At 37.5% G+C, this 19,501-nt stretch carries 10 protein-coding genes; 1 reads left to right on the plus strand and 9 read right to left on the minus strand.

Going from position 1 to position 19,501, the window contains the following annotated elements; all coding sequences use genetic code 11:
- Positions 1-80 precede the first annotated feature (80 nt).
- Positions 81-812, plus strand: a complete 732-nt coding sequence (locus H6G08_RS29710) for a hypothetical protein (RefSeq protein ID WP_190549678.1) — start codon at positions 81-83, stop codon at positions 810-812.
- A 99-nt stretch (positions 813-911) separates the two neighbouring features.
- On the opposite strand, the gene H6G08_RS29715 is transcribed toward H6G08_RS29710, so the two are convergent.
- The 9 genes from H6G08_RS29715 to H6G08_RS29755 form a co-directional block, all read right to left on the minus strand.
- The gene (locus H6G08_RS29715) at positions 912-3,179 is read right to left on the minus strand and encodes a caspase family protein (protein ID WP_190549680.1); all 2,268 of its coding nucleotides are present in this window, start codon (positions 3,177-3,179) and stop codon (positions 912-914) included.
- Between the two features lie 127 nt (positions 3,180-3,306).
- The gene (locus H6G08_RS29720) at positions 3,307-6,267 is read right to left on the minus strand and encodes a CHAT domain-containing protein (RefSeq protein ID WP_190549682.1); all 2,961 of its coding nucleotides are present in this window, start codon (positions 6,265-6,267) and stop codon (positions 3,307-3,309) included.
- A gap of 13 nt (positions 6,268-6,280) precedes the next feature.
- A complete protein-coding gene (locus H6G08_RS29725; protein WP_242046323.1) occupies positions 6,281-6,478 on the minus strand; it encodes a CHAT domain-containing protein in 198 nt (65 codons plus the stop codon).
- A complete protein-coding gene (locus H6G08_RS29730; protein WP_190549684.1) occupies positions 6,478-7,137 on the minus strand; it encodes a tetratricopeptide repeat protein in 660 nt (219 codons plus the stop codon). The genes H6G08_RS29725 and H6G08_RS29730 overlap by 1 nt, the downstream gene beginning before the upstream one ends.
- Positions 7,138-7,333: 196 nt before the next feature.
- A complete protein-coding gene (locus tag H6G08_RS29735; RefSeq protein ID WP_190549686.1) occupies positions 7,334-10,048 on the minus strand; it encodes a CHAT domain-containing tetratricopeptide repeat protein in 2,715 nt (904 codons plus the stop codon).
- Positions 10,049-10,257: 209 nt separating this feature from the next.
- Complete coding sequence (locus H6G08_RS29740) at positions 10,258-10,716, minus strand: type II toxin-antitoxin system HicB family antitoxin (protein ID WP_242046324.1); 459 nt, start codon at positions 10,714-10,716, stop codon at positions 10,258-10,260.
- A gap of 30 nt (positions 10,717-10,746) precedes the next feature.
- Entirely contained in the window at positions 10,747-11,421 is a 675-nt protein-coding gene (locus H6G08_RS29745; protein ID WP_190549688.1) for a hypothetical protein, read from the minus strand.
- The gene (locus H6G08_RS29750; protein ID WP_190549690.1) at positions 11,414-13,948 is read right to left on the minus strand and encodes a CHASE2 domain-containing protein; all 2,535 of its coding nucleotides are present in this window, start codon (positions 13,946-13,948) and stop codon (positions 11,414-11,416) included. Before H6G08_RS29750 ends, H6G08_RS29745 begins: the two co-directional genes overlap by 8 nt.
- Positions 13,949-14,020: 72 nt before the next feature.
- Complete coding sequence (locus H6G08_RS29755) at positions 14,021-19,498, minus strand: tetratricopeptide repeat protein (protein ID WP_190549691.1); 5,478 nt, start codon at positions 19,496-19,498, stop codon at positions 14,021-14,023.
- Between the last annotated feature and the right edge of the window lie 3 nt (positions 19,499-19,501).

Below are 19,501 nucleotides of genomic sequence, written 5' to 3' on the forward strand. Positions count from 1 at the left end.
TAGAAGTTATTCTTATTTAGCTGGAATAAGCTCTACTAGAAGCTAGTTCTTATGTACTATATCTATCCGGTTTTTTGGGTGTGACAGTTCTGGGTGCGGAAGATAGGATCGATACTATCTATTCTGGTGGTTTAGTCAGTAGCGCATTGAAATCATCTCAGTTAAAGCAGAAATTTCAAGTTAGCCCCGAAGAAAAAGCTTACCAAGCAAGTTGGTTACAACGTTTAGGTTTGTCAGCAGAGGAATTTAAGAAACAAAGGAGAAACGGAATACCTAAAGGAGTTGTGCTCGCAAGTGCAAGGCGCGATCAATTTGCCATCGATACCAGCTTTAATGACTTTAATGCAGGACTATTTACTTATACTTTGACACAGTATCTCTGGCAGCAAAGTGGGAATCCAACTTTGGGTGAATCATTTGTGAATATTGCTCGCAATGTCAAGGCTTTGAGTTTTGAGCAAGGTAATTTGCAAGAGCCTGTACTTTTTGTTAAACCCAACAGCGATTATCAGCAACGTCCCATGTATTTTATTGGAGTACAAACACCGAGGGCAGAAGGGGTAATTACTCAAGTTAAAGAAAATCAAATAGAAATTTGGCTTGGTGGTGCTAATCCAAAAAATTTGGAGAACTTGAATAAAAGTGCGCTTTTTGAAATCATCAATGCTGAAGGTCAGCAGCAAGGAATAGTTAAGCTTGAAAGTCGTAAAGGATTGGTGGGATATGCAAAATTGCTAGCATCTCCAACATCTGTATCACTAAAACCTGGACTGTTATTACGTGAGAAAGTTCGAGCCACACCTTCAAGATGATCGGTTGATTCCTAAATGTGAATTGAAATAAATGAGGTTAGGTAAATTACCTAACCTTCCACAAATGAAATAATAATACTGTAAGTTTACTCAATTTTACTAACTCACTACTTCAAATGGAATCGACATTACGGCTAACTTCGTAGTATCAACTCCACGTTCTCCCTCTGGAAGTTGGATATTTTCCACAATAATTCCACCGCGAGTGCTTCTGTCTAAATCATCAAGCAAGTTATTAGTTAAGTCTAAAAATTCATCTCCGGTTGCTGTGATGAGGCTGCGTTTACCAGCTTGTCCTTGGGAAACTGCGATCGCTTGGAGTTTCTCGAGTAAATCCCGTAATGGTGTGGGACTGGCAATAATCAGTATTTCTGAAAAGCCCAGTGGTTCACCAATATTTATTTTTGTTCCTGTTCGTTGATGTTCAGCTTTGGGGATTAATAGTTCACTTCCAGCTTCTATTGATGCGGCTAATATCGGTTCTTCTGACCAATCATAAGGGAAGAGATTTCCTATGTCTCCAGCACTATCTATACCTAAAATAGTGACGTAAAGGGGTACTGATTCTTTATTGTGAACATGGAAGGCAATTGTTGTTTTCAAGGGTAATTTTGGTATACCGGAATCGGAAATATTTACTGGCTTAATTGGTGTTGATTCGTTTCCAGTATCATTATTTGTTTTGGCTCCACGAGGTGTAAAAGTATTGGCGAGAGGTTCTTGACTATCAGCAATAATCATGGAGACAGAAATATTTATTTTTGATGTATTTTTATTGCCAAGAATGTTTTTAACAACTCTAGCAGCCCAGAATGATTTAAGTTTTGGTTGTAAGCGTTGCACTGCGGCATTTAAGGTTTCTCCGGCATCATAAAAGGAATTAACAATAATTGTGTCTAAGGTAGGTGTAAATAAACCAAAGCTACCAATTGCAGGTAAATTTGGGATTTTTTGTTTCTGTAATTCCTGATATTTGGCTTGAGTCATCCGACCAAATATATATTGCACTTCTTTTTGTCGCAGAGGTAAGGCTTCAATGCCAGGTATTTTTTGTAATGCTTGTTTCGCTTGAGCAATGATATTACTATCAAGAGAACTATCATCAAGTCCAATTTGTAAAGTTATATCTTTAGGAATAGTGCGGATACGCTCTTGTAAAAAAGTTCCTTTTGCTAATGCCGTTTGTGTGCGTGTGTTGTTGAGTAATTTACCTTTAGCAAATAAGCCTTGACGGGATTCAATTTGTACATGTCCCCGTGCTTCCCCTTTTTCATCAATAATTGTTAAAGTTGCACTTTTATTGAAACCCTCTAGACTTTGGGGTTCAATTCCACCCAACCATAAATTTACTTGGTTGCCATTCACACCTGTAACTACGGCTTCTGCGGGAGTTGCTTTAGGAGGTAAAAAGTATAATGGAGAGTTGAGATTTTGGATGTTTCTTTCTATTTCTGCTTCTTGAAAACCGCCAGTATTCCATGCTATCGTGCGAGCATTATGGCGAACATAGGCGAAAGTTTTAGCAAAAGCTTCATTGCTGTTTACCTGCCAAAGATATTGAGTTAAAGCGTAAGTAAAAGCTCCAGCACGAAAGTCACTAAATTGACCATCTACAGCAAATTGATCGGATTTCGCAGCTGTAATTACTATTCCCTTAGCAACATTTTGGCGGCGTTTGGTAATAAAATCTTGTTGTGACAGTGGGATTCTTTCTAATAATTTACGCTGTGTTTCATATTCTTCTTTACTGGGTAAGAAATTACTTCCACCATCGCGGGAACGAACGGCAAAATTTCCCCGCTTTGTACCCCCTGAATAACAACAATCTAATACTACGGTGACATTTGTGGTTTGCAATGCATACATGAGTAAAAACAGTGTGCCTCCCATAATATCTTGCACCACACCACCATTGGGAGGTAAAGAACTATCAACGGGGACAATTGTACCGTTAAGTCCACCAGGCATATCTTTATCTTTGACACGCGAACCATGTCCAGAAAAATGGAAAATTACGACATCACCGGGTTTGGCTTGCTTGATCAGGTGTTCGTCAAATGCTTGTAAAATACCTTGGCGTGTGGCTTGTGAGTCAGTTAAAGTCAGAATATTTTTTTCGTTAAAACCAAAGCGGTTGGTTAGTAACTCTTTTTGTAAGGATACATCGGTTAAGCAACCTCCTAGAGTAGGTATGCTGTTTTTATAATCGTTTATTCCCACCAGTAACGCCAGTTTGCGGGGTGTATCTTGTGCTAAAGCTTTTGCGTAACGTTCTCCTTGACGCATAATGTCTAACTGGCTGATACCCATTGTGGCTAAAGCGGAACCAGCGAATTGGATAAATTGACGGCGTTTGATATAGGACATGGTGATTTTAGATTTGGGATTGTTTGCAGATTTGTATTTCTGGGGTGTGGGAGGATATGCCAGTTTTGACCTCTTTATATGTAAAGATAAAGGCTTTAAAATTTCCTATTTCGTTGCCAAGGGTAGGTCATTGAGATTCACCGATGAGGGTAAAAGCTGCCCATTGTGATGGATTTGAATATTTTTTCTTGGTGTCGAGCATGGCTTTTCTTAATGCTGTGGCTTTGTCCATTTTTTGTTGCAAATTTTGATAAAACTCGGTCATTAAAAATGCCGTTGAACCATCATCAACTGACCAGAGTGAGACGATGACACTGGGTACTCCTGCACTGATAAAAGAGCGAGATAAACCGATAACACCATCCCCTGTAATTCTTCCTCTACCTGTATCGCAAGCGCTGAGAACTACTAAATTGGCTTTGAGTTTCAAGCCGAAAATTTCTTCTGCGGTTAGGAGTCCATCGCGTTTTTGCTCTTCTTTGCTGAGGGGGGATGAGAGGGAATTAGGATTTTCTGGTGTTAGAGCAATGGAACTATCTAAACCGCGAATATCATCAAATAATCCGTGGGTTGCAAAGTGAATAATTTGTGCTTTGGGTAAGCGTTGGACTACGGTGGATTCTGTGGCTTGTTTACCAATTAAGGGTTGAATTTTAAATAAATTAGCAATGGCTTTTGCTTCTTTTTCTGCTTCAGGTAAAGGTGATAATTTTTGTTGCTTGTCGCCAATTTTTATTGTTATTTTGGGCATGATGGGATTACCCACTATCAGCATATTATTAGTCTGTAGGGGTTGGTTGCCAAGTTTTTGATATTGTTTTTTAGTTAAATCTAAAACTTGAATTGATGGAGATGTGAGGATAGTATGTTTATCAATCAGGTACTTGCCGTTTTCGTCTTGCAATGCCGGGAAGGGAACTAGAAATAATGAGCTTTGCGGGATGAATACTACTTTATCGGTTTCTTTTGTGGGTAATAGATCAGCGATGGGTGAGATTAATATTTCGTGGAGTTTTTGTAAGCGTTTTTTCTGGGTTTCTGGATTTAGTGGAGGTGGGTTTTCCATTTTTGCACCTCTGACACCAATTGATTGGCGGCTTATTTGAACTAATTGTGCTAAATTTGTCTTTTCTTTTTGCCATAATGGTTTGAGGTCTGCTTTACGGAATATGACTTCACCCGTGGGTTTGATGACCCAGATATATAGTGCTGATTCTTCGGTTTCTTCTTTACCTGCTATTTTGAAATCGTCATAAATAATGGAATATTGAATGAGGGTTGCATTTTGGAATTTGGCAGTTTGTTTAATCTCGGTAATATTGGGTGGTGTTGGGAATTGTTCCTTAGAGTTATTTGATAAACGGAAAGTAAGTAGTTCTGCAAATGCGCGTCCCCGCCCGCGTTCGGATATTTCTAAAGCAGCATCAATTTTATTTTGGGCAATCAGGACTTTTTGTAAAGTATTGTAAGTATTTCGTTGGGTTTCAAAAATTGAGACTTTCTCGTTATCCTTTAAGTCTCGACCTCGGAGAGATTCGTACACTTTTATGCCTTGAATTAAAGTATTCTCAGCTAAAGCAAGTTTTCCTTGTTTGTAGTAAGCATATCCTAGATTATTTAGTGAAATACCCTCTCCCCTAAGGTCTTTAATTTCTCGTGCAATTGCTAACGTTTGTTGATAGTAGTCAATCGCTTTGGAGTAGTCTCCCAAGGCATCATAGGCATTACCAAGATTCCCCAGTGATTGACTCTCACCTAAACGATCTTTAATTTCCTGTGCGATCGCCAAGCTTTGTTTATAGTGGTCAATCGCTTTGGGGTAGTCTCCCAACAAAGAGTAAGTGTTCCCGATATTTCCCAGTGATTGGCTCTCACCGAAACGGTCTTTAATTTCCTGTGCGATCGCCAACCTTTGTTGATGGTAGTCAATGGCTTTTGGGTAGTCTCCCAAGGATAAGTAGGCAATACCTAGATTTCCCAGTGCTATACTCTCACCTAGACGGTCTTTAATATCCCGTGCAATCGCCAAGCTTTGTTGATGGTAGTCAATGGCTTTTGGGTAGTCTCCTAGAAAATAGTAAGCGTTACCGAGACCTCTCAGTGCAACACCCTCACCTTGACGGTATTTAATTTTTCGTGCAATTAACAAGCTTTGTTGCTGGTATTCAATGGCTTTGGAGTAATCTCCCAAGGCACGGTAGACAATACCTAGATTTCCCAGTGAAATACCCTCACTTTGACGGTCTTGAATTTCCCGTGCGATTGCCAAACTTTGTTGATGGTAGTCAATCGCTTTAGGATAATCTCCCAAGGAATAGTAGGCAAGACCGAGACCTCCTAGTGATTGACCCTCACTTTGACGGTCTTGAATTTCCCGCGCGATTGCCAAGCTTTGTTGATGGTAGTTAATGGCTTTGGGGTAGTCTCCTAAGAAATAGTAGGCGTTAGCGAGACCTCCTAGTGCCTTATCCTCACCATTAGGGTCTTGAATTTCCCGAAATATAGCCAAGCTTTGTTGATGGTAGTCAATGGCTTTGGAGTAGTCTCCTAAGGAATAGTAGGCAAAACCGATATTTCCCAGTGAGTTACCCTCTCCCCTACGGTCTTTAATTTCTCGTTTAATAGCCAAGCTTTGTTGATGGTAGTCAATGGCTTTGGAGTAGTCTCCCAAGGATAAATAGGCAACACCTAGATTTCCCAGTGATTGACCCTCACCTAAACGGTCTTTTATTTCTCGTGCGATCGCCAACCTTTGTTGTTGGTAGTCAATGGCTTTGGGGTAGTCTCCCAAGGATAAGTAGGCAATACCTAGATTTCCCAGTGTATTACCCTCACCTTTACGGTCGTTTATTTCCCTGTAAATTTGTAGTGCTTGTTGCCAAGACTGCAATGCTGCTGTAAATTGACTGGTTTGAAACTGCTGATTACCCAGTTCCAACAATCTATCAGCTTCCGCTTTCCGTGCATCCACCGTCTGCGCCAAAACCCGCGATTCAGTAAACACCATCGACAAACTAGAACCCAAGGAAGTCGAAACAACAGCCAACAGACAAACCAACACACCTAACCCAATTTTGCAGGAACGCATAGCCATACCCCCACTACAACAAACCAACCAACGTAAAACCAGCCCAATCGCGAGGATTTGGATACTTTTTCATCGTTTCCAGCATCGCTTGACGTAACGCACCCGCTTTATCCGTATTTCTGCTTAAATTACCATAAAACTCAGTTATCACAAATGCGAGTGCTACAGATTCCCCTCCAAACAGATGGGAATCTGGGCTTAATATTTGCATTAACTAATTTGCTTTAGCAGGTCAAGTGCTGTCTTCATATTCTCAGTTTTACCCTCTCTTTTATACAGTTCCGCAGCTTGTTTTAAATCTGCAACTGCTCCCTGTTTATTACCTAAATTCCCCTGAGCAATACCACGCCAAAAATAAGCATGGGCGAAGTCTGAATCTAATTTTATTGCTTGATTAAAATCTGCTAGTGACTGTTCGTAGTCTTTTAAGTATAAGTAAGCATAACCTCTACCAAAGTATGAGTAATGGGAATTTGGCTCAATCCGAATTGCTTGATTAAAATCATCAACTGCGGGCTGATACTTTTCTAGTTGGATATATGCTAAACCTCGCAGTATATAAGCTCCATAATTATCTTTATATTGTTGTAAAATTTGATTACAATTCTCAATTACTTGGTCATAATTGCCTTTTTCTAGATACTCTGCCGCCTGATTTAATAAGGACTCAATATTGTTACTATTTCCAGAGTTGTATGTATGTGTAAATTGAGGGGTGATTGAGGGTAGCTGTAGTTGTTGCTTGAGTTGAGTTTGAGTTTGAGCAATCAGGATTGGTTCTGGTTGATTGAGATTTTCAGCCAAAACTTTGGGACTAGAAAGAATCGCACCTAATACAGCCATGCCAAGTGCTAGTGTGAATTTTTTCATTTTTTCGCTTCCTAAATTATTGATGATTGTTGGGTGATGTTGGCAAAAGAAAACTAGATACTTTCGGCAGAGTGAATTACAATTGTTTTTTCCGTTCTGGAAGTATCTTTTGCTTTCTTGGTTATATGTATTTCTGGGAGAAAGGAGGATATGCCAAAATTTTGCGGCTTGGTGAAATTTTTTTTTAAATTCCCGTTTATTCTGCGTTGCCAATTAGGGTGAAAGCCGCCCAGTGTATGGGATGGTGGTGTTTTTTCATGGTGCTTAACATTGCTTGACGTAGGGCTTTGGCTTTGTCAGGATTTTGCTGTAATTGCTGGTAAAATTCCACCATTAAATCTGAGGTGGAACTATCATCAACCGCCCACAGGGAAACAATTACACTCTCTGCTCCCGCAGTCAATAAGGAACGGGATAATCCCACGACTCCATCACCTGTGATTTCCCCGCCACCAGTATCGCAAGCACTTAAAACTACTAAGTCTGCGTTCAAATTTAAGTTAATTATTTCGGTTGTTTTCAGCAATCCTTCGTTGACACCAGGAGTATCGGCAGCAAGTGCGATCGCACCTGGTATTCTTTCCCCAAAGCCATAAAGTAATCCATGTGTGGCTAAATGAATTATTTTGGCGGTTGATATTTTTTGCAGTACGGCAGATTTTGTTGCTTGTTTACCGATCAGAGGTTGAGTGTTGAGGATGGGGGCTATTTTATTCGCTTCTTTTTCTGTACCGGGTAAAGGACGTTGTTGTACGGGGGGAATTCCTGTAATTGGCATAATTGGGTTCCCTACTAGTAATGTATCTCCCGGTTGCAGAGATGCAATATTTAATGTTTCTGTGTTTTTACGGGTGTAGTCTAATACCTGAATTGCTGGAGCAGTGAGGATGGTATGCTTTTCAATTAGGTATTTGTTGTTTGCATCCTTGAGCGCTGGGAAGGGAACGAGAAATAGGGATTCATGGGGGATAAAAATTACGCGATCGCCTGGGTTTTTAGGAAGATGCTTGGCGATCGGTGTAATTAGGAGTTCGTGGAGTTGTTGTAAGTGTTTCTTTTGAGTTTCTGGACTTGGTAGGGGTGGGTTTTCAATTTCAGCACCACGTTGTTTTATAACACCAATAGATTGACGACTGGTTTCTACTAAATTTTTTAGAGGTGTTTTGAGGGATTTTAAATCTACTTGTTTAAATGCAATTTCTCCTGTGGGTTTAACTACCCAAATATAAAGTTTTGCATCCTTGGCTAAGAAATATTCCACAAGTGTAGCTTTTTGCTGTTGAGCAATTTTTTTAATTTGAGCAATGGATGGGATTGTGTTTAAAGATTCGTTACTTCTGGTTGATTTTGAGGTGATTAAGTCGATAATAGCTCTGGCTCTACCGCGTTCAGATATTTCTAATGCTTGTTCTATTTTGTTTTGGGCGATTAAAGCTTTTTGTAACCAGCGATAGGTAGTGGCTTGTTGTTGAAATATTGATATTTTTTGCTCATCATTTAATGTCGCCCGTAGTGACTCCCAAATTTTAATAGCAGCATATAGAGGTTTTTCCGCTTCGGAGTAATTACCTTGATCTATATAATTTACTCCAATATTATTGAGAGTTCCACCTTCGCCAGTATTATCACGAATTTGTTTACGAATAGGTAATGCTTGTTGATAATAATCTAATGCCTTTTGGTACTTTTTTTGATTGTTATAAACTACTCCAATGTTGTTTAAATAAGTACCTTCACCTTCTTTATCACCAATTTGTTTAGCAATGTTGAATGCTTGGTTACAATAATTTAATGCCTTTTGATACTCTCCTCTCCTGCGGTAAACTTCTCCAATATTACCAAGAGTAGTTTCTTCACCTGCTTTATCACCAATTTGTCTAGAAATAGTTAATGCTTGTTGATAATTATCTAATGCTTTTTGGTATTCTTCCTGATTGTCGTAGGCTACCCCAATATTACTGATAATTATACCCTGTAGTCTTTTATCAAGAATTTGTCGAGCAATAGTTACAGCTTGCTGATAATTATCTAAGGCTCTTTTATATTGTCCCAAACTATTATAAACCAACCCAATATTGTTAATCGTTGTACCTTCAAGTTCCTTGTCTTCCACTTGTCGAGCAACGGTTAAAGCTTGTTGATAATAATCTAATGCTTTTTGATACTGCCCCAGCCTGCGATAAACTAAACCAATATTATTAATAGTTGTACCTTCGCCAGCTTTATCATCAATTTGTCGAGCAATGATTAAGGCTTGCTGATAATAATCTAATGCTTTTTGATACTGCCCTAGATTGTCATAAATTTTCCCGATATTGTGGAGAGTTGTACCTTCGCCAAATTTATCATCAATTTGTCGAGAAATGGTTAAGGCTTGTTGATAATAATCTAATGCTTTTTGGTATTCTCCCAGATTATCGTAAACTTGTCCTATGTTGTCTAAAATTCTACCTTCGCCGAATTTATCATCGATTTGTCGAGCGATACTTAAAGCTTGTTGATAATAATCTAGTGCCTGTTTGTACTCACCCAGATTGTCGTAAACTGAACCAATATTGCTGAAAATTCTACTTTCAATTTCTTTATCACTAATTTCTCTACTAATTACTAGCGCTTTCTCGAATAACTCTAGGGCTTCTTTATATTTACCTTGGCGAAATAATTTAAGTCCCTGTTTATTTAGTTTCCTTGATTCTTCTAGTCGCTGTTGCTGTGTCTGTCCTTGTGCTACTAATCTACTACTTATCCCACCCTCTACTTCCCTCATCTGCGGAGATGCTAAACCAACGGGAAACATCAGCGAAATTAACACGGTAACAAATATAGTCCGATAAACAAAGATTGATAACTTATTTTTGGCTTTATAAAGCCTATTACCTCGGCGGTTAAAGCAATTCAGACTTTTACGCATTTCTTCAGCCCTTGAAATCTTTCAGTAATTACTTGTATTTCTCAACCACCAGAGGTTATGCTTTTTTTAGCGTACCAAGCAAGTTATTGTTGAACCTTCTCCCTCAAGGAATTGAGCAAAAACAAGTAATGTGGGCATTTTTTCCCATGCTGATCGATTTCATCCATCCAACAGTAGCGATACATGGTCAGTATCTAGCAACCAAAGGCTCATGCTGCACCATTGATATCTAACTCGCGCTCTGTCCGCAATTCCTCAGCCAGCTCTGCAAACTCCTCATCTCCCTCAAACATACCAATAAAATCTGTCCAGGGATTATTTGGAACTTCTATGGTCAAAATCTCAATATTTGCTAGCCTTGCTTTAATTTTTTCCTGTAGAGATGCGTAGGCGTAGCCCATCGAAGATATCGCATCCTCACGAGTTTCAGCTTCGGCTACACAATCAGCTAACTCTGTTACTGATGCGATAAAATGCCCTGAATCCAGCCGTTCAACTAGGATATGAAGAGGCAGGTTGTTTAAGCTTACAACAGATTGAAGATTCATAGACAGCGATCGCAACTTCTTTTCCTCATAATAATCTCTATGCCAGCATTTATGATGTCGAAAGTTATATAAATGCCCAAACTCTTGTATAACAACAATTTGGGGCTTAATTTTAGGCATCTCAACCAGTTGAAAATTCTTAGCCTGTGGTTAATTCGGTTTACAAAAATCCTTAACAATCTCTTCCCGGATTTTGACTAACTCTGGTGAAGGTTTGTCCACCGAGTAAGCTTGCTGCAAAGCATCTGAGCGCAATGGCGGTTTTTGTGCTAAAAAATACTCCGCTTTTGCAAACGCTATCCCCTCAGCACTTGTTCCCTTAGCTTTTTCTTGCTGTTCCAAATTCTGTAAATCATTGGTAATGCGCTGTCTTTGTTGGGGTTCCATGATTTTAAACGCAATATTTCCCGCCCAAGAATTCTCAATTGCTACTGACCAATGGTATTGTTGAGCGGGTAGCAATGGTTTCCCACTGTAGGTTGCATAAAGCTGTGCGATTTGGATATTGTCAGTTGCACTCGCATCGGGAATACCCTGAGAAAGTCCGATTTTTTTCAGATTCCCTTGCCAAATTATAAACGGGCGATCGCTCCAAATTGTTTCACCACGATCTGGTGCAGCAATACAAACACCATTAATGATTGGACGTGGCGCTCCTTTACCCCTTCCCACTGGAGGGTTCCTCCGAAAAAGATTCCACCAAGAAAAAGACGGCTGTGCTGGACGCTTTTCTGCGTGGGATACTTGATTTGGCAAAACAGGGAGCAATGTAGCAGTTATTGCAGATATCAACAAGCTGGGTAAAATCCAGTTGTAATTATTCATAAACCCTTCTCCGTAAAAAACCTGTTATGAAATATGTCCAAACAGTAGCAGATGGTAAAAACCAAGGTATTATAATCGCTAGGGGTGATATGTATATTTCTAAACTAATAATTCCATAAGCGACTGTTAGTAAAGAAAGTAGCATCAGCCATTGCCAGCGATAGTGGGAATGTTTGCGTAATAAATAGTAGAAATATTTCCCCATCAAAACAGCAATCCCCAATATCCAAACATCAGGAATAGGTATAACCAATCTCTGTGTGAGAAAATGATGCACCATATAAGCATGAACTTCTCCACCAGGTATAATTCTGCTATTGTTTCCCTGTTGAAGTCGCCAAAAATCTAGTGCTGGAGGTACATCAAAATTATCTTCTTTATCTATTGACATTCCCGCTTCATCATATCCTCCTGCTGCGATAATAACTACTTGTTTTTGTAGGTTTGCTAAGGGTGGATTTTTACTGTCTTTATCTAATAATTGCCAAGCTGGGACAGATTCATATATTTGATTGGGAGGAATAGAAAAATCAATAATCGGATGCAGCCACATTTGAGAAATGATAGTACTGTAATCTGTGATTGGTTGCAAGCGAGAACGAGGTGAATTTAAAATCGTCTTATCTAGTGTATTCTGTTTATTCCGGTTGAGATAGCTATTTAACTGTTGCCAGAAATTGCTTGGACTATCTAGTTTTGGTTGGGGAATTTTGAGATTATTGTTACTATCTTTTCTGGAATCATCGAGAGAATATTTTAATTGATATGATAAAGCTAATAAACCTGCAAAAGTGAAAGGGGTTGAATTATTATTTGATGATGGTAACAGTGTCATATAACAAGGTATACGCTGTATTTTATCACAAAATAAGATTTCAATTTCCCCATCTAAACTCCAATTGAAACTAGCAATTTCTGGGATTACAGTTTGCCAAACTCCAGCATCAGATTCAGTTCCCGCGAAGATAAACCAAGTGGGATTAGGTGATGCAATAACACCTTTTTTGATGGCTTGAGCTAAAATTTTATCATTTTCAGGTTGGTGTCTATCTAATATAAAATCAATCCCGATTATTTTCGCTTTTTTATCTGTTAGCCGATTGACTAAACTCGCAATATATTCGCGATTCATCGGTCTAGGGTTACTAATTTTACCTTGAGACTTTTTAATTGATTCGTCGTCTATTTTTACGAGTAATACAGGAGGAATTTCTTGCTGGCTAACCTTTCCTGTGAGTTGACGATAGAGAGATTGTACCCATAATCTGTGTCCTAATAAGTGATTTTGGATGGGAATTTGTAAGCTAATTAATAATAAAGCGGCAAGTGCGATCGCTTCTTTGCGAGTGGGAATAATTTTTTTAAGTCTTTGTTTAATCCCAAATGGTTCAACCTTAAATAAAGGTGCTTCTGGATGACGAAATAAAGAAGGAATTAAATAAGCACTGGGATATGTAAGGTTTTTCTCTGTCTTCAAATATTGAGATGCTAATAATAAAGCTTCGTGAACATCTTTAAATTCCGCCAAAGCTTGTAAAAAGTGTAGTAAAAATTCCCCTGCTACCGCATTATGAACGGGTTCGCGCATCACAGCAACTTGACTCAAACCCAAGTCAATTAGAGAGTTAGCAATATTCAACCCATTGCAGGAGTTAAAAATTGCAAATTGTAAACCACGTTTTACTGCGATACTTAATAATGGTGCAATTTCACTAATCGATAAAGTGACATTTTTAGCAATACTAATTTCTCCTCCTGTGATATTATTTTCATTACTATGTCCAGCAAAAAATAAGATATCCCAACCTGATTCTGAGGTAAGAGCATCTTTGATTTTAGTTTTTAAATCTGGAATACTTGTTTCTGGCTGCAAACCTACAAATTTGACATCAATTATATTTTTAAATTGACGCAGTGCTTCCTTCTCAGCTTTGAAATCCAAGCCAGTTTCATCACCTAAAATTGCTAATACTCTAACTTTACGAGTAAGCCGAAGATTTTTCTGTGCAAATCCTTGATGAATATTTACAGGAGTACGAACAATGCGAATTTTACCAGAAGAAAGTGCAAATTCTGTACCAATTTCCCAGGATTCCCAAGGAAATCGTTCTAAATCTATGGTGTTACAAGTAACAAAAAGATTTGTAATCTGGGGTGATTGAGCAGGGTTTTCTATTTTTTCTTTTTCTTTTACTACATTAGCCAAAGCCATACGAATTTCATATAATTCTCCACAACGCAACCATTTATGAAATTCCAACAAAAATTTAGCTTCCGCTTGCACTAATTTTGCCTGCCAATCAGTCCCAGGAGTAGAAATTACACCACTATCTGCTATCCGTCCACGTACTGATTGTGTTTTGTAATTTTTGTAATAATTTAGATAGGAACGTTGCCAATTTTGATAAAGTATGGTGAGATTTTGAGGATAGGAAATTGTCACATTTAGCTGCTGTCCTTTTCCCCAACTGAGTTGAAATAAACAAAGTTTTTCAATGTGTTGAACTTTGAGATAAAAGTTGCTCATGTGTGCTTGCTGATTGGTAGTGCGTTATTTATTAGTGAGGAGAGATGCCATTAATTGCATCTCTGATGTTGTTTATAAACCGTTACCAATTAAAATAAATGGTGCCCAGTAGTAGGGGTGGGAGTAACTACTTTTTCGCTGTTCATTTCTGGGTAATGCACCTGGTTCTAAGTAAGCACCACGTTTATCACCATTTTCTACGGTAGAATTATCACCTTTGAGCATACTTAATTGTGCTTGACGTAATGCTTCAGATTTCGTCATTTTGCCAGTAGCAAGATTTTTATAAAATAACTGCATTAGTTGAGATGTACTAGGATCATCAACTTTCCACAGAGAAGCCATTACCGATTTAGCACCTCGATTCATAAACTCGTAAGCAAGGGTGTTAATTTCTACACCGTCCTGAGCTTCATCTTGATTTGTAGAAGTAGCCAGGGCTGTTTGACAAGCTGACAAAACAACCAAATGAATATCCTTTAATCCTGTCAAGCTAGAAATCATATCCGGTGTTAATGGTGTACCAGTTCCCATTAAGATATAAGATTGTTCTGGAGTTGTTGAGTCAAATACACCGTGAGTAGCAAGGTGAAGAATTTTGTATTTGTTCAAATTATCTCGCAATGTTTCAAAATTGAAGATTTTATTTAAATACTCTTTTCCTGGATAAATTCCTTGCTTATCGTTGGTATTTTCACGAACAATAGCGTCTAATTCCTTGGGTACATTTAATAAAGCACGGAAACTCTTATTAGAATTAGGATTTGGATCGGGAGCAGGTTCCGATAATCCCATTGCTAAAAGGGGAGTATTTTGAATATTAGTAGGTAGCTTATCTTGCTCTTCAATCTTTTCTGTAGTGACATTATGAATTGTGTATTTTTCGATTAGGTATTGTTTCCCATCATGAAGTGCGCTCATGGGAATATAGCGAATTTCTCTATGTAGCGCAAAAATCAGATTTTTGACCTGATTATCCGTTAATTCCTTCTCTAAAGGTTTAATTAGCCATCTATAAAGTTGTTGGCTGATAGGCTGTATTTCGGCAATATCTTTTACACTACAGTAATAACCTTCTGGTTCACATTTTCCGATTAACTCACGAAATTTTTTGACTGTATTTCTTAATTCCTTCCTTGATACTTGGACTTTCTCTGTTTTGACTAGCCCGTTTTGTCCATATACTTGTAACCACAATTCATTTTCTAGTACCAAGGGATAAATCATAACGCTGTTTGCGCGTGTTTCCTTTGCTTGGGCTTCAACAATTGCTTGGGCTTTTGCGAATCCTTTCGGATTAAAGAATTGTTCATCTTTAGCACGATTATCCTTAATTTCTTCTTCAATTTTCTTCAATTCTTTATTTACTTGTTGAATTGAAGCACTGAGCTTATTATTTAGCTCAGTGCGTTGACTGCAATTAGTTCTTTCGCATTCACTTATCTGAGTTGCTAAAGCAAGTGTTATTTTACCTTGTTCAGTAATCTTTGCTTCTGTGGGAGTAAGAGGGATATTTAATTTATCTTCTGCGACACTTCTAGAACCTCTTGCTTCTCGAATTTCTTGTTCTTCGATGAGTAACCGGATTTGGAATGCTTCTTTATATGCTCCTTGATCATTTAATAACCCTGCGAGTTGAGCATAGATATCCGATACCTTCATTTGAGCGAAATCAATAGTTGAATTTAAGAAAGAGTTTTGTAATTCTTTGGGTAAGCCTTCAATACCACCACGAATTTCTTCTAGCCTATTCACAGATTTCTTATAATTTGCAATAGCAATATTAGGTTGATTTAAATCCTGATAAACCCGTCCTAATCCAGCATAAATACCTGCGTCTGCACCTTTTACTTGATTATCTGTTTTAATTGCTAAAGCTTGTTGATAAGCAACTATTGCTTGTTCTGTTCTGCCAAACTTACGATGTAAACTACCAATATTACTGAAAGCTAACTTTTCCCAAACACTATTTTGGTTTTTTCTCGCAAAGTCCAAAAATGCTTGAGCAGATTCCATCGCTTTTGCATCATCTTTAGATTCACCATAGCCAGCACTTAGAATTAATTTTGCTAAAGCTTCTAAGCGTGGTTCTTTAATATCTCTGAAAATAGCCAACGCTTTCGTTGCTGAATCTATCGTTTTATTCACTTCTCCTTGATAAAAGTAATTACTAGCTAGAGCTAATAAAAGTGTACCTTCACCCTGACGATTGTTGAATTGCTTCACTATCGTCAATGCTTGTTCATAATACTTAGCACTATTTTTGTAGTCTCCTAGTTTGCTATAAATCTCTCCCAAAAAATATAAGGTATCAACTTGAATGATAGGACTTTTGAGTTGCTCTGCAATTTTTAAACTTTGCTTTGTTAAATCTAAAGCTTGTCCATAATTATTCAGGGAACTGTAAATACTACCTAATGCTGTCAAAGCGTGGACTTCCAATAGTGGATTTTTTAGCTCATGGGCTGTTGTTAAACCTTGTTCAACTAATTGTTTACCTTTAGTATATTGACCAGTTAATCCGTATGCTTTACCTACAACAATTAAAACTTCTGCTTTTCTAACTGGATTATTTAACTTTTGAATTTTACTAAGTAAAGGTTCACCAAGAGCCGTCACTTGTTGATACTGTCCTGTGGCTTCATAAATAGTAGCTAAAGCCGCTATAGACTCGATTTCTAAGGTAAAATTATTAATTTGACGTGAAATACTTATTGCTTGCTCTGCTGTTTTAATACCCTTGTCATATTCTCCTTGGAATTTATATACTTTGCTGAGATATACTAAAATACCTGGTTCAAACAATAAATTTGACTGTTTTCTTGTTAAAGCTAAAGCTTGCTGTGCTGTCTCAAATGCTTTATTTGTATCACCTACATAAATGTAATTTTCAATAAGATTTAGCAAAACAATAATTTCATTCCCAACCATTTTGCTTTGTACTATTTGCAGATTTTGTTGTGCTATCTCTAGAGATTTAATAAAGTTACCCTGGCTAAAGTAAATATCGCGTAAGTTATTTAAAGCATCTTCTTCCAGAGAGGGACTTTCTACTCGCTTGGCTATAGCCAAAAGTTGCTGTGCAGATTCTAGGGCAGAAGTGTGATTTCCTTGTTGTGTGTAAGTATTACTGAGTTGTTTTAATGCTTGTGCTTCAACTTTAGGTTCTTTGATTTGTTGAGCGATAGTTAAGGCTTGCTTACATATATCGATTGCTTTAGGAAAATCTTTGAAGTCATCAGTATATAATTTAGCTAAGTCAATTAAAGCTTCTGCATAATATTCTTTTATACCTGATGCCTGAGCTTTTTTGACAGCTTGTTGGGCAAAATCTAAAGCTTGATTAGATTTACCAAAGAGACTATAACTTGTTTGTAGACCTCCCAAAGCAGAAATTTCTGCTTGGACAGCATTATCCCGAACATTGGATGGTAATTTATCAATCTTTATTTGCTGGGCTATACGTAAAGCCTCATGATATGTTGCAACTGCCTTTTCATGCTCTCCCAAAACATTATAAGTACTAGCTACAGATTTTAAAGCAAATACTTCACCCAATAAACCATAATCTTGTTGTGATTTTGATTTTTCTTCTCTTTTTATTTCTAAATATCGTTTATCTACTTCTAATTGTTTATGATGTTCTCCTTGATATCGATAAATGTTGGCTAAGGTTCCTAAAGCTGTTGCTTCAGTGACTAAATCGTTCAGATCGCGAGCCATTTTGGCAGCCTGTTGTAAAGTTTCAACTGCCTTTTTATTTTCACGGATAAAAGCATAAGCAGCACCTAAATCAGCCAAAGTAGATGCTTGAATTTTTGGTTTATTTAGTTCTTTTGCAAGATTAATAACTGATGGAGCTAGTTCTATGACACGAGAATATTCTACTTTCGCTTGACTATATAATTCTCTAACAAAGAAGTCTACAGCTTTAGAATTATGCCCTGCAATAATTTTCTGCAAAGCAGTCAGTTGCCCTTCTTTATTTTGAAGCGTCTGATAAATCCTTAATGCTTGTTGAAATAATTCAATTGCTTGATCATCTTTATCTTGAAATAAATAAGTTTGACCGATAACAATTAGAAAATTTGCTTTAAATGCGTTATCTTCAATTGCTGATAGAAGTGGTAGTGCTTCCTGATAAAATGGAAGAGCGCTGTCATACATCTTTTGGTCTTTATAAGCATCTCCAATCTCTCCTAAAATACGAATTTCTAAAGATTTATCTTTTTCCTCTCGTGCAATACCTAATGCCTGTTTGTAGATTTTAATTGCTTGTTCGTACTGATTTTGCTGGAAGTAGATATTTCCTAATTCTCTAAGAATACCTATTTTTAGAGAATTATTTTTTAATTCTTGTGCTAAACTAAGTGCTTTTTGATAAGTTTCAATCGCTTGTGAATATTGTTTTTGTTGAAAATAAAAATCTCCAATTACTGCCAGAATATTGGCTTCTCGTGATTTATTTTTGGCTTCTCTAGCTACTACTAATGCTTGTTCATATATTTGACTAGCTTGCTTATACTGTTTTTGAATAAAATAAACATTCCCTATCATCTTAAGAATATCTGCTTCCTTTGATTTATCTTTGAGTTCTCTCGCTACAGCTAATGCTTGCTGATAAAATTCAATAGATTTTCCATATTCTTTTTGAACAGAGTAAGTATCACCAATATTTTCATAGCTACTAGCTTCTAATGATTTATTTTGAATTTCTCGCGCTAGTATTAATGATTTTTGCCAATAATCCACAGCACGAACATAATCTTCCTGACTGTTATAGTGCCATCCTAGATTAAATAAAACTCTCAACTCTCCGTCTTTATTTTTGAGAGTTTTACTTATTTTTAATGACTGTTGATATGACTCAAATTCACGTTTGTAATCACGCAAATTACTATAAACTATTCCAATTCTAATTAATGTATATGCTTCCCGATAAGTATCTTTTACTTCTTTATGAATAGCTAAAGCTTGCTGTAAAGTTTCCAAAGCTTTAGGATATTGCTCTTGATTACTGTAAGTAAATCCAATATTACTGAGAGTTTTACCTTCACCTTCTCTATCATTAACTTGCCGACGAATTGTTAAAGCTTGTTGGAAAAATTCTAATGCCTTAGTAGCATCAAAATTTAATCTATAGCTCGTGCCGATATTATCCAAAACTTCGCCAATTGCAGCTTTATCCCCAATTACTTTATACAGATTTACAGATTGCTGCAAAACTTCCAAAGCTTGGGTAGGTTGATTCAATCCGTTATAAACCTCACCCAATTTATTTAAAGTCGCAGCTTCCCCTGCTTTATCCACCAATTGTCGCCGAATCTCCAACACCCGTTGATAAGTCTGCAATGCTTTGGGATATTCCCCACGACGAAACTGCTGTACACCTTCCTCAAACAACTTATCTGCATCTGCTTTAGTATCCGAACTTGTTGCAGTTTGCGCCAAAGTATGCTTAACTATCACATCATTCGCCGCTAAACCAACACCACAAGTCAGTGAAAACACTAAACTAACTAGGGCGAAACTCTTCAAACTCTTAGACATTGG

The sequence above is a fragment of the Calothrix anomala FACHB-343 genome (assembly GCF_014696435.1).
GTDB classification, from domain to species: domain Bacteria; phylum Cyanobacteriota; class Cyanobacteriia; order Cyanobacteriales; family Nostocaceae; genus Aulosira; species Aulosira anomala_A.